Origin of the sequence: Novosphingobium resinovorum (assembly GCF_036352595.1) — a bacterium.
In the GTDB taxonomy this organism is placed as follows: domain Bacteria; phylum Pseudomonadota; class Alphaproteobacteria; order Sphingomonadales; family Sphingomonadaceae; genus Novosphingobium; species Novosphingobium resinovorum_B.
In genome coordinates, this window is the sequence record NZ_JAZFAX010000001.1 from 322,144 (window position 1) to 335,525 (window position 13,382).

The 13,382-nt window shown below is 68.2% G+C and carries 14 protein-coding genes; 7 read left to right on the forward strand and 7 right to left on the reverse strand.

Going from position 1 to position 13,382, the window contains the following annotated elements; translation table 11 throughout:
• Positions 1 to 78: 78 nt before the first annotated feature.
• Both dnaJ and dnaK read right to left on the reverse strand, forming a co-directional pair.
• Entirely contained in the window at positions 79 to 1,206 is a 1,128-nt protein-coding gene (gene dnaJ / locus V2S85_RS01620) for a molecular chaperone DnaJ (protein WP_330701125.1), read from the reverse strand.
• Between the two features lie 138 nt (positions 1,207 to 1,344).
• Positions 1,345 to 3,249 (reverse strand): molecular chaperone DnaK, encoded by a 1,905-nt coding sequence (gene dnaK, locus V2S85_RS01625; RefSeq protein ID WP_330701126.1) that lies wholly within the window; start codon positions 3,247 to 3,249, stop codon positions 1,345 to 1,347.
• Positions 3,250 to 3,437: 188 nt separating this feature from the next.
• On the opposite strand from dnaK, the gene V2S85_RS01630 reads away from it, so the two are divergent.
• Both V2S85_RS01630 and V2S85_RS01635 read left to right on the forward strand, forming a co-directional pair.
• Complete coding sequence (locus tag V2S85_RS01630) at positions 3,438 to 3,992, forward strand: copper chaperone PCu(A)C (protein ID WP_330701127.1); 555 nt, start codon at positions 3,438 to 3,440, stop codon at positions 3,990 to 3,992.
• Complete coding sequence (locus tag V2S85_RS01635) at positions 3,989 to 4,465, forward strand: vgr related protein (RefSeq protein ID WP_330701382.1); 477 nt, start codon at positions 3,989 to 3,991, stop codon at positions 4,463 to 4,465. Before V2S85_RS01630 ends, V2S85_RS01635 begins: the two co-directional genes overlap by 4 nt.
• A gap of 61 nt (positions 4,466 to 4,526) precedes the next feature.
• Here V2S85_RS01635 and V2S85_RS01640 read toward each other — a convergent pair whose 3' ends face one another.
• From V2S85_RS01640 to hrcA, 3 genes are all read right to left on the reverse strand, one after another.
• A complete protein-coding gene (locus V2S85_RS01640) occupies positions 4,527 to 4,793 on the reverse strand; it encodes a hypothetical protein (RefSeq protein ID WP_330701128.1) in 267 nt (88 codons plus the stop codon).
• Positions 4,794 to 4,932: 139 nt separating this feature from the next.
• Entirely contained in the window at positions 4,933 to 5,499 is a 567-nt protein-coding gene (gene grpE, locus V2S85_RS01645; protein ID WP_330701129.1) for a nucleotide exchange factor GrpE, read from the reverse strand.
• 18 nt (positions 5,500 to 5,517) lie between these two features.
• On the reverse strand, positions 5,518 to 6,561 hold the full coding sequence (hrcA, locus tag V2S85_RS01650) for a heat-inducible transcriptional repressor HrcA (protein WP_330701130.1): 1,044 nt from the start codon (positions 6,559 to 6,561) through the stop codon (positions 5,518 to 5,520).
• Between the two features lie 89 nt (positions 6,562 to 6,650).
• Here hrcA and rph point away from each other — a divergent pair, with 89 nt between their 5' ends.
• From rph to V2S85_RS01675, 5 genes are read left to right on the forward strand one after another with little or no spacing between them, the layout of a single operon-like run.
• Positions 6,651 to 7,367: a ribonuclease PH gene (gene rph / locus V2S85_RS01655; RefSeq protein WP_330701131.1), complete on the forward strand. Its 717-nt coding sequence runs from the start codon at positions 6,651 to 6,653 to the stop codon at positions 7,365 to 7,367.
• Positions 7,367 to 8,023 carry an RdgB/HAM1 family non-canonical purine NTP pyrophosphatase gene (gene rdgB, locus V2S85_RS01660; protein WP_330701132.1) on the forward strand — a complete coding sequence of 219 codons (657 nt, stop codon included), beginning with the start codon at positions 7,367 to 7,369 and terminating at the stop codon, positions 8,021 to 8,023. Before rph ends, rdgB begins: the two co-directional genes overlap by 1 nt.
• A complete protein-coding gene (locus V2S85_RS01665) occupies positions 8,007 to 9,515 on the forward strand; it encodes a sulfotransferase (protein WP_330701133.1) in 1,509 nt (502 codons plus the stop codon). Before rdgB ends, V2S85_RS01665 begins: the two co-directional genes overlap by 17 nt.
• Positions 9,516 to 9,546: 31 nt before the next feature.
• Entirely contained in the window at positions 9,547 to 10,710 is a 1,164-nt protein-coding gene (hemW, locus tag V2S85_RS01670) for a radical SAM family heme chaperone HemW (protein WP_330701134.1), read from the forward strand.
• Positions 10,710 to 11,609: a tyrosine recombinase XerC gene (locus V2S85_RS01675; protein ID WP_330701135.1), complete on the forward strand. Its 900-nt coding sequence runs from the start codon at positions 10,710 to 10,712 to the stop codon at positions 11,607 to 11,609. Before hemW ends, V2S85_RS01675 begins: the two co-directional genes overlap by 1 nt.
• 3 nt (positions 11,610 to 11,612) lie before the next feature.
• Here the strand turns inward: V2S85_RS01675 and V2S85_RS01680 are convergent, their stop codons facing one another.
• Positions 11,613 to 12,215 carry a DedA family protein gene (locus V2S85_RS01680; RefSeq protein ID WP_330701136.1) on the reverse strand — a complete coding sequence of 201 codons (603 nt, stop codon included), beginning with the start codon at positions 12,213 to 12,215 and terminating at the stop codon, positions 11,613 to 11,615.
• Positions 12,216 to 12,341: 126 nt separating this feature from the next.
• Positions 12,342 to 13,313 (reverse strand): glutathione synthase, encoded by a 972-nt coding sequence (gene gshB, locus V2S85_RS01685; RefSeq protein ID WP_330701137.1) that lies wholly within the window; start codon positions 13,311 to 13,313, stop codon positions 12,342 to 12,344.
• Positions 13,314 to 13,382: the final 69 nt, after the last annotated feature.

Below are 13,382 nucleotides of genomic sequence, written 5' to 3' on the forward strand. Positions count from 1 at the left end.
GATTGCTTCGCTACGCTCGCAATGACGAGGTTGGATGCGAAAAGCGGGCGGAGCACTCGGGCCCGCCCGCTCCGTTTATCACTCCGTCAGGTCGGTCCAGGCGTCCTTGATGCGGTCGAAGAAGCCCTTCGACTGCGGGCATTCGTCGCCGGTTTCGGTCGCCTGCAGTTCGCGCAGGATTTCCTTCTGGCGCGCCGAAAGCTTGGTGGGCGTTTCCACCGCGATCTCGATCACGAGGTCGCCGCGGCCGCGGCCCTGCAGCACCGGCATGCCCTCGCCGCGCTTGCGCAGCTGCTTGCCGGACTGGATGCCTGCCGGGATTTCCAACTCGATCGCCTCGCCGTCGATGCCGGGAATCTCGATCGAGCCGCCCAGCGCCGCAGTGGTGAAGGTGATCGGCACCTTGGTCACCAGCGTCGTCCCGTCACGCTCGAACACGCGGTGGCGCTTGACGTGGAGGAAGATGTAGAGGTCGCCCGGAGGCGAGCCGAACGGCCCGGCCTCGCCCTTGCCGGAAAGGCGAATGCGGGTGCCCGAATCGACGCCCGGCGGAATGTCCACCTGTAGCGTCTGCGGCTTGTCCACCCGGCCCTCGCCGCCGCACGAGCGGCACGGCTTCTCGATCACCTCGCCCCGGCCGTGGCAGGTCGGACAGGTGCGCTCGACCACGAAGAAGCCCTGCTGCGCACGGACCTTGCCGTGGCCGCCGCACATCGAGCAGCCGCGCTTGCCGGTGCCGGGCTGCGCGCCCGAACCGCCACACGGCTCGCACGATTGCGAGACTTCGATGGTGATCTCGGTGCTCTTGCCGCGGAACGCCTCGTCGAGGCTGACTTCCATGTCGTAGCGCAAATCCGCGCCGCGCCGCTGCTGCTGGCGACCGCCGCCGCCAAAGGCGCTGCCGAAGATGGATTCGAAGATGTCGCCGATATCGCCGAAGTCTCCGCCACCCTGACCGCCGCCGCCGCCCATTCCCTGCTGGAACGCGGCATGGCCGTAGCGATCGTAGGCCGCACGCTTCTGCGGATCCTTGAGGCAGTCGTAAGCCTCGTTGATCTGCTTGAACCGCGCTTCGGAGTCGCCGCAGCCCGGGTTCTTGTCCGGGTGATAGCGCATGGCGAGCTTGCGGTAGGCCGACTTGAGAACCTTGTCGTCCGCCGTGCGCTCCACCTCGAGCAGTTCGTAATAGTCTATTTCGGTACTCAAAGGCTTACCTCACATAAACCCCCGTCACCCCCGCGAAGGCGGGGGCCCATCTCGTACCATTGCGGTGGACCACAAGTCCGGAGATGAGTTCCCGCCTGCGCGGGAATGACGGGCATGGTTTATTCTCCGAAGGCCGGATCAGCCCTTGTTTTCGTCGACTTCCGAGAACTCGGCGTCGACCACGTCGTCGTCGGCCTTGGCGGCTTCCGGCGAAGCGGCGGAAGCCTGCTCCTTCTCGTAGATCGCCTGGCCGACCTTCATCGCCACCTGGGTCAGTTCCTGAGCCTTGGCGTTGATCTCGGCCGCGTCGTCACCGGCAAGCGCGGTCTTGGTCGCGGCGATCGCGGCCTCGACTTCGCTCTTGAGCGCGGCGTCGATCTTGTCGCCGTTCTCGGCCAGCTGCTGCTCCGTCGCGTGGACGAGGCTGTCGGCCTGGTTGCGGGCTTCGGCGGATTCGCGGCGCTTCTTGTCCTCTTCGGCGAACTTCTCGGCGTCACGGACCATCTGGTCGATGTCGCTGTCCGAAAGGCCGCCCGAGGCCTGGATGCGGATCTGCTGTTCCTTGCCGGTGCCCTTGTCCTTGGCGGACACGTTGACGAGGCCGTTGGCGTCGATGTCGAAGGTCACTTCGATCTGCGGCACGCCGCGGCGCGCCGAGGGAATGCCGACGAGGTCGAACTGGCCGAGCAGCTTGTTGTCCTGCGCCATCTCGCGCTCGCCCTGGAACACGCGGATCGTCACCGCCTGCTGGTTGTCCTCGGCGGTCGAGTAGACCTGGCTCTTCTTGGTCGGGATCGTCGTGTTGCGGTCGATCATCTTGGTCATGATGCCGCCCAGCGTCTCGATACCCAGCGACAGCGGGGTCACGTCGAGCAGCAGCACGTCCTTGACGTCGCCCTGCAGCACGCCGGCCTGGATCGCCGCGCCCATGGCGACGACTTCGTCCGGGTTCACGCCGGTGTGCGGCTCCTTGCCGAAGAAGTCCTTCACGACTTCACGCACCTTGGGCATGCGGGTCATGCCGCCCACGAGCACGACTTCGTCGATGTCCTTGGCCGAGAGACCGGCATCGGCGATCGCCTTGCGGCAGGGCTCAAGGGTGCGCTGGATAAGGTCGGCGACCATGCGCTCCAGGTCGGAACGGGTGATCGTCTCGACGAGGTGCAACGGGGTGGTGGCGCCGCCTTCCATGCGGGCGGTGATGAAGGGCAGGTTCACTTCGGTCGTCGCGGTGGACGACAGTTCGATCTTCGCCTTTTCAGCCGCTTCCTTCAGGCGCTGCAGAGCCAGCTTGTCGGTCTTGAGATCGAGGCCTTCCTTGGCCTTGAACTTGTCCGCCAGCCACTCGACGACCTTCGAGTCGAAGTCTTCACCGCCGAGGAAGGTATCGCCGTTGGTCGACTTCACCTCGAACACGCCGTCGCCGATTTCCAGAACCGAGACGTCGAAGGTGCCGCCGCCAAGGTCGTAGACCGCGATCGTCTTGCCGTCCTGCTTGTCGAGGCCATAGGCCAGCGCCGCAGCCGTCGGCTCGTTGATGATACGCAGCACTTCGAGACCGGCGATCTGGCCGGCGTCCTTGGTCGCCTGGCGCTGGGCGTCGTTGAAGTACGCAGGCACGGTGATGACCGCCTGCGTGACCGTTTCGCCCAGATACGATTCGGCGGTTTCCTTCATCTTCTGAAGGGTGAAGGCCGAGATCTGCGAGGGCGAATAATCTTCCCCGCCGGCCTGGACCCAGGCATCGCCGTTCTTGCCCTTGACGATGTGGTACGGAACCAGCTCGGTGTCCTTCTTGGTCACCGGGTCGTCGAAGCGGCGGCCGATGAGGCGCTTCACCGCGAAGATCGTATTGTTGCCGTTGGTCACGGCCTGGCGCTTCGCGGGCTGCCCGATCAGTCGTTCGCCGTCCTTGGCGAATGCGACGATCGAGGGCGTGGTGCGCGCGCCTTCGGAATTCTCGATGACCTTGGGCTTGCCGCCGTCCATGACGGCGACGCAGCTGTTGGTGGTGCCAAGGTCGATACCAATTACTTTAGCCATTATCCCCATTCCTCACGTCAGTGGGTGACACCGTGCGGATCGCCTCCCTTACACAAGGCAAGGCAGCTTGCACGGCTCGGTGACGTTCCAAGTCGTCGAGGCCGGATATAGGTGACGTTTCGCTTGGAACAAGCCTGCACGAATGGCATTACCCGGTCGATTTTGAAACGGGGCCCAACCAAGAGGAAATGCCTGTGACCAAACGCAACCTTCGCCTCGCCCCGCTGACCCTGGTTTGTGCCGCCGCGCTGGTCTCGATGGTCGCCGCCTGCGGCAAGACGCCCGACAGCCCGACCGAATCGAACGAGGCTACCTTGTCAGGCCCCGACGCCAAGCCCGGCATGGTGGCGAGCGACGGCAAGCTGGTCCTCCCCATCGTGGCGGGCCGTCCCGGAGCGGTCTACTTCACCGTGCGCAACGACGGTGCCGAGCCGGTGACGCTGGCGGGCGTCCACGTCGCGGGCGTGGGCAAGGCCGAAATGCACCAGACCAATGGCGGCACCATGGCCAAGGTGGACAGCCTGCCGATCGATCCGGGCGCCTCGATGGTCTTCACGCCAGGCGGGCTTCATGTGATGGCCTTTGACATCGGCGCGCAGGTCAAGGCGGGAGGGACCGCCGAACTGACGCTGACGTTCTCCGATGGCGACAAGCTGTCGATGCCGATCCGGGTCGAGAAGATGGGCGCCGGGATGGATCATGAGGGCATGGATCACGGGACCATGGAAGGAATGCAGCACTGACCGTCGAACCCGGCGGCGAGCGGAGCCTGACCGCGGGCGAGATCGACCTCGCCCGCTCCGTCTTCGGCGCGGCTGTGGACTGCGTGCCGGTGCGGATCCGGCGGCGGCGGTGGTTTCCCCTGCAGCCGCTCAACACCGTCATGGCACCTTGCGGGCACTTGCACTTTCATCCCCGCAGCGATCTCTATCGGGATGATTTCTCGGCGGGACCGCCGGGGCTGCAAGGGCTGTTCGTCCACGAGATGACGCATGTGTGGCAAGCGCAGAGCAAGGGGCGATGGTATCTGCCGCTGATGCGCCATCCGCTGTGCCGCTATGATTATGCCCTGCGCCCCGGCTGGACGCTCGATCGCTACGGCATCGAGCAGCAGGCGGAGATCGTGCGGCACGTCTTCCTGCTGCGCGAAGGGCTGCACTTTCCGGGCGCGCCCGAACTGGACGCCTATCGCGGTATCCTGCCGTTCGCACCATAGCAGAAGGGCGCGGACACCGCCGTGTCCGCGCCCTTCGCGCAATTCCCGATACCGGCTGAAATCAGCAGTCGCGGTCCCAGTAACGGTCGCCATTGCGATCATAGCGATAGCAGCCGCGATCGCGGTCGTTCTTCTTCGCCTGCGAGCCGATCAGCGCACCGGCCGCGGCGCCGACCGCCGCACCGGTGCCGACGTCGCCGCCCGCGACCGCGCCGACGCCCGCGCCGAGCGCGCCGCCGGCAAGGGCGCCTTCACCGCCGTAATTGCTGGCACAGCCCCCGACGCTGAGCGCGCCGGCGGCAAGAAGGGGAAGGATGAGCTTGCGCATGGGTGTTCTCCGAAAATTCCGTAGCCTATGCACAAGTGAACGGAAGCGGACGCCGCCGGTTCCCGGGGCAACAATACGACACGGCCCGCCTTCGATGTCCGAAGGCGGGCCGCATGCTACTTGTGCCGGTGATGCGGGATCAGTCCGGCTTCTTGGCTACCGCGACCATGGCGGGGCGCAGGAGGCGGTCCTTGATCATGTAGCCGGCCTGCATTTCCTGCACCACCGTGCCCGCCTCGACGTCGGCCGAGGGGATCTCGATCATCGCCTGGTGCTGGTTGGGGTCGAGCGGCAGGCCCATCGCGGCGATGCGGGTGATGCCGTGGCTGGCGAAGACCTTGTCGATCTCGCGGCCCGTCGCCTCGATCCCGGCGACGAGGCCCTTGAGCTTGTCGTCTTCGCGCAGGTCGGCGGGGATCGCGGTCAGCGCACGGGCGAGGTTGTCGGACACCGAGAGGATGTCGCGCGCGAAGCCGGTGGCGGCATAGGCGCGGGTGTCGGCGATGTCCTTTTCGAGGCGGCGGCGCACGTTCTGCGTTTCCGCGCGGGCGTAGAGCACGTCCTGCTCGGCGGTCGCCAGCTTCTCGCGCAGCTTCGCGATTTCCTCGTTCTCGCCCTTGGTGTCCACGAAGTCCTCCGGCACGCCCTGAAGTTCCTCAGCCACGGCAGGATCAATTGCGGGCGACTGCGTCTTGTCGTCGGTCATTTGTTCTATCTGTTCCAGCTATCCGATGAGCTTGCCCAGGCTCTGGGCAGTGAAGTCCACCATGGGGACGACGCGCGCATAATTCAACCGAGTCGGGCCGATTACCCCCACCACGCCGACCACCCTGCCCTCGCGGTCGCGGTAGGGCGAGGCGATCACCGAGGAGCCCGAAAGGGCGAAAAGCCGGTTCTCCGAGCCGATGAAGATGCGCGTCGATTGCGCCTCGCGCGCGGTGTCGAGCAGGTCGGCGACGGACTGCTTGTTCTCGAGGTCGTCGAGCAGCGAGCGCACCCGTTCGAGGTCGGTCAGCGCCGCCTCGTCGAGCAGGTTCGCCTGCCCGCGCACGATCAGCACAGGGCGTGCCGCCGCGTCCTCGCTCCACACCGCGAGGCCGCGCTCGACGAGGTCGCGGCTGGCGGCGTCCAGCGCCGACTTGCCCGAGGAAATCTCCGCGCGCATGGCCTGCGCGGCCTGCGCCAGCGTGCGGCCGCCGAGATGCGCGGAGATGTAGTTGGACGCCTCCTCCAGCGCGCCGGGCGGCAGGCCCATCGGCAGTTCGAGCACCCGGTTCTCGACCGCGCCGTCCTCACCCACCAGCACCGCCAGCGCCCGGCCGGGCGCCAGCGGCACGAGCTGCAAGTGCAACAGGCGCGGCTCGCGGCGCGGCACCATGACCACGCCCGCGCCCGACGACAGGCTGGAGAGCAGCGCGCTCGTCGCCTCCAGCGCCGCCTCGATCGGCCCCGGCGCGGCGATGCGGCTCTCGATGGCGAGGCGCTCCTCGATGGTCGGCTCGGCCACTTGCATGATGCCGTCCACGAACAGGCGAAGGCCCGCCTCGGTCGGCAGGCGCCCGGCACTGGTATGCGGCGCAGCGAGCAGCCCCAGCCCCTCCAGGTCGGCCAGCACCGAACGGATCGAGGCCGACGAGAGACTGACCCCGCCCGGACCCGCGAGCGCCTTGGAGCCGACCGGAGTGCCGGTGGCGAGATAGCCCTCCACTACAAGGCGGAAGATGTCGCGGGCGCGGGTGGTCAGTTCGGTGATCGGGGGCGTGGGCATATCGCGTGTCAATCTAGGCAATCCCCTTGAACCCTCAACCCCAATGCGCCTAGGGCGAACGGGTATTTTCAAGACGAGGATTCCCAAGAATGCGCCCTTCCGGCCGTGCACCTGACGAAATGCGTGCCATCGACATCCAGACCGGCTTCACCAAGCATGCCGAAGGCTCTGTCCTGATCTCCTTCGGCGACACCCGCGTGCTGGTCACCGCCTCGGTCGAGGAGAAGGTGCCGCCGTTCCTGCGCGGCAAGGGCGAAGGCTGGGTGACCGCCGAGTACTCGATGCTGCCGCGCGCCACGCATACACGTGGCAGCCGTGAGGCCGCCAAGGGCAAGCAGTCGGGGCGCACGCAGGAAATCCAGCGCCTGATCGGCCGCTCGCTTCGCGCCGTGGTGGACATGAAGAAGCTCGGCGAGCGCCAGATCGTGCTCGACTGCGACGTGCTGCAGGCCGACGGCGGCACCCGCACCGCCTCGATCTCGGGCGCCTGGGTGGCGCTGCGCCTCGCCGTCGACAAGCTGATGGCCGACGGCAAGATCAAGGAAGACCCGATCACCGCGCGCGTCGCGGCGATCTCCTGCGGCATCCACCAGGGCACCCCGGTGCTCGACCTCGACTACATCGAGGACAGCGGCGCCGATGCCGACGCCAACTTCGTGCTGATCGAAGGCGGGTTGATCGCCGAGGCCCAGGCCACCGCCGAAGGCGCGACCTATGACGAGGAAGGCCTGCTGCGCCTGCTGCGCCTCGCCCGCATCGGCTGCGAGGGCATCTTCGCGGCGCAGGCCAGGGCGGTCGGCCGCTGATGACGCGCAAGCTGGGCGACACGAAGCTGGTCATCGCCACCCACAACGCGGGCAAGCTGCGCGAGATTTCCGCGCTGCTGGCCCCGTTCGGCGTGGACTGCGTCTCGGCGGGCGATCTCGGCCTGCCTGAGCCGGAAGAGACCGGCACCACGTTCGTCGAGAACGCGCTGCTCAAGGCTCATGCGGCCGCCAAGGCGGCAGGGCTGCCTGCTCTGGCCGACGACAGCGGCTTGTCGGTGACGGCGCTCGGCGGACGGCCGGGCGTCTACACCGCCGACTGGGCGGAACGGCAGTGGTTCGAGGGCGAACCGGGCAAGGATTACAAAGGGCGGGACTGGTACATGGCGATGGGCAAGGTCGAGGGCCTGCTCAGCCAGCAGGGACCGGACGTGGACCGGGCGTGCTGGTTCACCAGCGTCCTTGCGATCGCATGGCCCGAGGGCGACGAGGCGGTCTACGAGGGCCGCGTCGACGGCACGTTCTCGTGGCCGCCGCGCGGGACGATGGGCTTCGGCTACGACCCCGTGTTCGTGCCGCAGGGCCGCGACGTCAGCTTTGCCGAGCTTACGGTCGCGGAAAAGCAGGCGATGAGCCACCGCGCCGACGCCTTCGCGAAGCTGGTGGCGGATCAGTTCGAAGATGGCGGCAACGGCTGACGCCGCCCGCCTTGGCCGGGAGGCGGCCGCGAAGGGGCAACTCGGCGCGGCCATCCGGCATTTCCGCGCGGCGCTGGACCACGCGCCGGGCGATCCCGCGATCACCGTCTGGCTGGGACAGGCGCTCTGCGCGACGGGTCATCTTTTCGAAGGCACCCGCCATCTGCGCGAAGGCGCCGTCGCCCGTATCGCCGCGGGTGCGCCGCCGGCGGACCTGCTGCCCCTCGCCCACCTGCTGCAGACGCTGGGCGAGCCTGCGGGCGCGCTTGCGGTGCTGGAGGAACTGGCGCGCCGCGACCTCGACACCGCGCCCTTGTGGCAGGCCACGGCGACGGCGGCGGCGCAGCTCGCCCGCCACGATCTGGCGCTGGAGGCCTGCTCGAAGGCGCTCCACCATGCGCCCGAAACCGCGCATCTTCACGTCCTGACCGCCAGCATCGAGATCGACGCCGGGCAGGCGCGGCAGGCCGCCGCAAGGCTCGACGGCGTTCTGGCCGCAGCGCCTGCACCGCGCGAACGGATGCGCGCTCACCGTGAGCGGGCCCGAGCGCGCGACCGGCTGGGGCGCTGGCGCGAGGTCTTTGACGATCTGGCGGACAGCGCCGTGCTGGCGCCCGCGTTGCCCGAATATGCCGCGCAGGATGCAGGGCTCGTCGCGCGGCTGATCGGCGCCGACATGGCCGGTTTCGACGCCGCGATGGTCGATCGGTGGCGCCATGCGGCTCCGGCGGACGACGGCGCTGCGCCGGTGTTCCTGATCGGCTACCTGCGATCGGGAACCACGCTCATGCAGGAAGTGATGGCCTGTGCCCCCGGCGTCCTAGTCGCGGATGAGGCGCCGCTGCTGTCCGGTACGCAGGCCGCGTATCTGCCCGGTCCCTCGCGACTGCAGGCGCTCGATGCCCTAACGCCCGACGCCGTCGCCGCCTTGCGCGCCCGGTATCGCAGGCTTGCCGCGATGCGCCTCGGGCCTGAAGCGGATGCCCGGCGCCTCGTCGACAAGTTCGCGCTCAACGTGATCGACCTGCCGGTGATCCTGCGGCTGTTCCCCGAAGCGCGAATCGTGTTCATGGTCCGCGACCCGCGCGACGTGTGCCTCTCCAGCATGCTGCAACTGATGCCGCCCTCGCCCTCGACGGTGAACCTGCTGCGCTGGGACGATGCGGCGCGCTTCCATGCGCTCGTCACCGGGGCGTGGCGGCGCTGGCGTGACGCGCTGGGCCTGCAACCTTGCGAAGTGCGCTACGAAGCGCTGGTGGACGATCTCGAAGGCACCATGCGCGCCGTGCTCCCGCCGCTCGGCCTTGCGTGGAGCGATGCTATGCGCGATTTCCACAAGAGCGCCGCGACGCGCGCGATCAGCACGCCCAGCCGCAGTCAGGTGACCCGGCCGCTCAACCGCGCCTCGGTGCAGCGCTGGCGCAGTTACGAACCCGAATTCGCCTCCGTCCAGTCGATCCTTGCCCCCGCGCTCGGCGACTGGGGCTATTGACTTCGCGCGCCGACCCGCGCCTGAGGGAGCCATGGCCCGCGCCCTCTACATCCATTGGCCCTTCTGCCTCGCCAAGTGCCCGTACTGCGACTTCAACAGCCACGTCCGCGAACGGGTCGATCACGCCCGCTGGCAGGATGGGCTGCTTGCCGACATGCGCCACGAGCACGCGCTTGCTGGCGAAGACAAGGGAGGCCGGCCGCTCGAATCGATCTTCTTCGGCGGCGGCACGCCTTCGCTGATGCCGCCCGCGCTGGTCGCGCGGCTGCTGGAGGAGGCCGAGGCGCTATGGGGCTTCGCGCCGGGCATCGAGATCACGCTGGAAGGCAACCCCTCCTCGGTCGAGGCGGCGAACTATGCGGCGCTGGCGGATGTCGGGGTCAACCGCGTGTCGCTGGGCCTGCAGGCGCTGGAGGACGAGACGCTGCGCTTCCTCGGCCGCCTGCACGATGCCTCGGAAGGGCTGAAGGCGCTGGAAGTGGCGCAGCGGCACTTCGCGCGCGTCAGCTTCGACCTGATCTATGCCCGCCCCGGCCAGTCACTCAATAACTGGCGCGCCGAACTGGAACGCGCGCTGGGCTACGGCACCGGGCACCTCTCGCTCTACCAGTTGACTATCGAGCCGGGCACGCGCTTCGAAACCATGGTGCGCAAGGGCGACTTCGCCCCGCTGGACGAGGACGCCTGCGCCGACATGTTCGCGCTCACCCGCGCAATGACCGCCGCTGCGGGCCTCCCGGCCTACGAGATCAGCAACCACGCCCGCCCGGGCGAGGAAAGCCGCCACAACCTGACGTACTGGCGCTATCACGACTATTGCGGGATCGGCCCCGGCGCGCATGGGCGGCGCGGGGGCATCGCGACGGTGCGGCATCGCAAGCCGGAGAACTGGCTCTCCGGCATCGACCGCGCGGGTCACGGCATCGTCGAGGAGCGGACACTCGGCATTTCCGAACAGGCGAGCGAGGCGATGCTGATGGGCCTGCGCCTGCGCGAAGGGGTGGACCTTCCGGCGATGGCGCGCCGCTTCGGGATGACCGAGGCGCAGCTGTGCGATCCGGCCAAGGCGCGGTTCTACGAAAGCCAGGGACTGGTGCGGCGCGAGGGCGAACGGATGATCGTCACCGACGAAGGCATGGTCCTCCTCGACGGCCTGCTGAGCGAACTGGTGCCGACGCAGCTGGTCGAGGGCTGATGGCGCACAAGGCCGACCTGCTCGAACCTTGGGGCGCCTATCTGGCGCAGGCGCGGCGTCGCAGCCCGCATACCGTTCGCGCCTATGTGGCGACCGCAAGCCGGTTGCTGGATGGACTGGGCGAGAGCGACTGGGGCACCCTCGCACAGCTCGACGCGGCAACTTTGCGCGCGCATCTGGCGGCCCGGCGGCAAGACGGGATCGGCAACGTATCGGCCGCGCGCGAACTGTCGGCGCTCAAGGCTTTCCTGATATTCGCACGCGAGAAGGCGGGCACGCCGCAGGCCACCGCGCCCCGGCTCAGGGGACCGCGCGTCAAGAAGGGCCTGCCGCGCCCGATCACCCCGGACGAGGCGGTGAACCTCGCCGCCGGAGTGGAGGAGGACGCCGCCCAGCCATGGATCGGCGCGCGCGACCGCGCGGTGCTGCTGCTGCTCTACGGCGCGGGCCTGCGCATTGCCGAGGCGCTCTCGCTGACCGGTGCGGCGCTGCCGCTGGGCGAGACGCTGACGGTCACCGGCAAGGGCGGCAAGCAGCGTGTCGTGCCGCTGCTACCGATCGTGCGCGATGCGGTGGCCGATTACCTCGCGAAGTCGCCCTGGCCGGTGAGCCGCGATGCGGCGCTGTTCCGGGGCGCCAAGGGCGGGCCGCTGTCGCAGGGGATGGTGCAGAAGGCGGTCGCCCGCGCGCGCGTGGTGCTCGGCCTGCCCGCCAGCGCGACGCCGCATGCACTGCGCCACAGCTTCGCCACCCACCTGCTCGGCGCCGGGGCGGACCTGCGCTCGCTGCAGGAACTGCTCGGCCATGCCTCGCTGGGCTCTACACAGATCTATACGCAAGTGGACGCGGCGGTGCTGCTGGACGTCTACCGCAATGCGCATCCGCGCGAGCGCGGCTGAGGCTCACTCCTCGCGCGGTTTCCAGCGCAGTACGCGCCAGAGATAGAACACCACCGTCAGCGCGCCGATGCCGATCGTCGCCCAGCCCAGCCACTGCTCGGCCTCGGCCAGCGTATGGCCCAGCCAGCGCCCGCCGAGGATCAGCGCGGCATTCCAGATCGCCGCTCCGGCAAAGGTGAAGGCGAGGAACTTGAGGTGGCCCATGTGCGCCAGCCCCGCCGGGACCGAGATCATCGTGCGGAACATCGGCATGAAGCGGAACACGAAGACCACCCAGTGCCCGTGGCGCCGCAGGAAATGTCCCGCCACCTCGACGTCGTGCCATTCCAGCGTGAGCCAGCGGCCCCAGCGCTCGATGAACGGGCGCAGCCGCTCGTAGCCGAGCCGGTCGGCGACGAGGAACAGCACGTAGTTGCCCAAGGCCGCGCCCAGCGTGCCCCAGAACAGCAGCGGCCAGAACTGCATGTCCCCGCGCGCCACCGCGATGCCGCCGAGACCCATGATGAGTTCGGACGGGATCGGCGGGATGATATTCTCCAGCGCCATCAGGAACAGGATGCCGAGATAACCGCCCTGCCGGACGATCTCGTAGATCCACTCAGACATTCTTGTCGGCCCTTCGGGCAGTGCGGCACCGGCCCACACCCCCACCCGACCTCCCACGGAAGTATACTTGATGGGAGGTCGGGTGGGGGTGTGGGCCGGTGCCGCGAGAATGCGCCACGCGCATTCTCACATGGACGCATGCCGCCGTTCGATCGCATCCCAGATGCGCGCGCCGGTATCGGTGCCGTTGAACCGGTCGATCGCCACGATGCCCGTGGGCGAAGTCACGTTGATTTCCGTCAGCCATTTCCCGCCGATCACATCGATGCCGACGAAAACCAACCCCCGCGCCTTGAGTTCCGGCCCGAGCGCCGCGCAGATTTCCTCTTCGGCCGAAGTGAGTTCGCTGGCCTCGGCCGAGCCGCCCACCGCGAGGTTGGAGCGGAACTCGCCGGCGCCCGGCTTGCGGTTGATGGCGCCCGCGAACTCGCCGTCGACGAGGACGATGCGCTTGTCGCCCTCGGACACGTCGGGAAGGAAGGGCTGGACCATGAACGGCTCGACCCAGGCGTTCTCGAACATCTCGATCAGCGCGCCGAGATTCGAGCCGTCGGCGGGCACGCGGAACACTGCCTTGCCGCCATTGCCGTGGAGCGGCTTGACGACGAGGTCGCCGGGATGCCGGGCATTGAACGCCTTCACGTCCTCGATCCGGCGGGCGATGAAGGTCGGCGGCATGAACCGCGCGTAATCGAGCACGAAGACCTTCTCGGGCGCATTGCGCACCGAAGCCGGATCGTTGACCACCAGCGTGCGGCCTTCCAGCCGCTCCAGCAGGTGCGTCGCGGTGATGTAGCCGAGGTCGAACGGCGGGTCCTGACGCATCAGAACCACGTCGATGTCCTCGACGAGGTCGATCAGCCGGTACTCGCCGCGCGTGAAGTGATTGCCCTCGACCCGCTGCACGGTGATCGGCGCGCCCCAGCAGGTCAGGCGACCGGCGGCGCCGTGGGCGGTGTCGTAGGCCAGCGTGCGCACGTCATAGTGAAACAGCGTATGCCCCCGCGCCTGCGCCGCCAGCATCAGGGCGAAGCTCGAATCGCCCCCGATCTTGATCGTCTCGAGCGGGTCCATCTGGACGGCTACGCGCAGGGTCATGGCGGATTGGGGCCTTTCGGATTGGTCAGGGGCGCGGGCTTAGCCGCGTTCGCGCTCAGGTGCGACCTT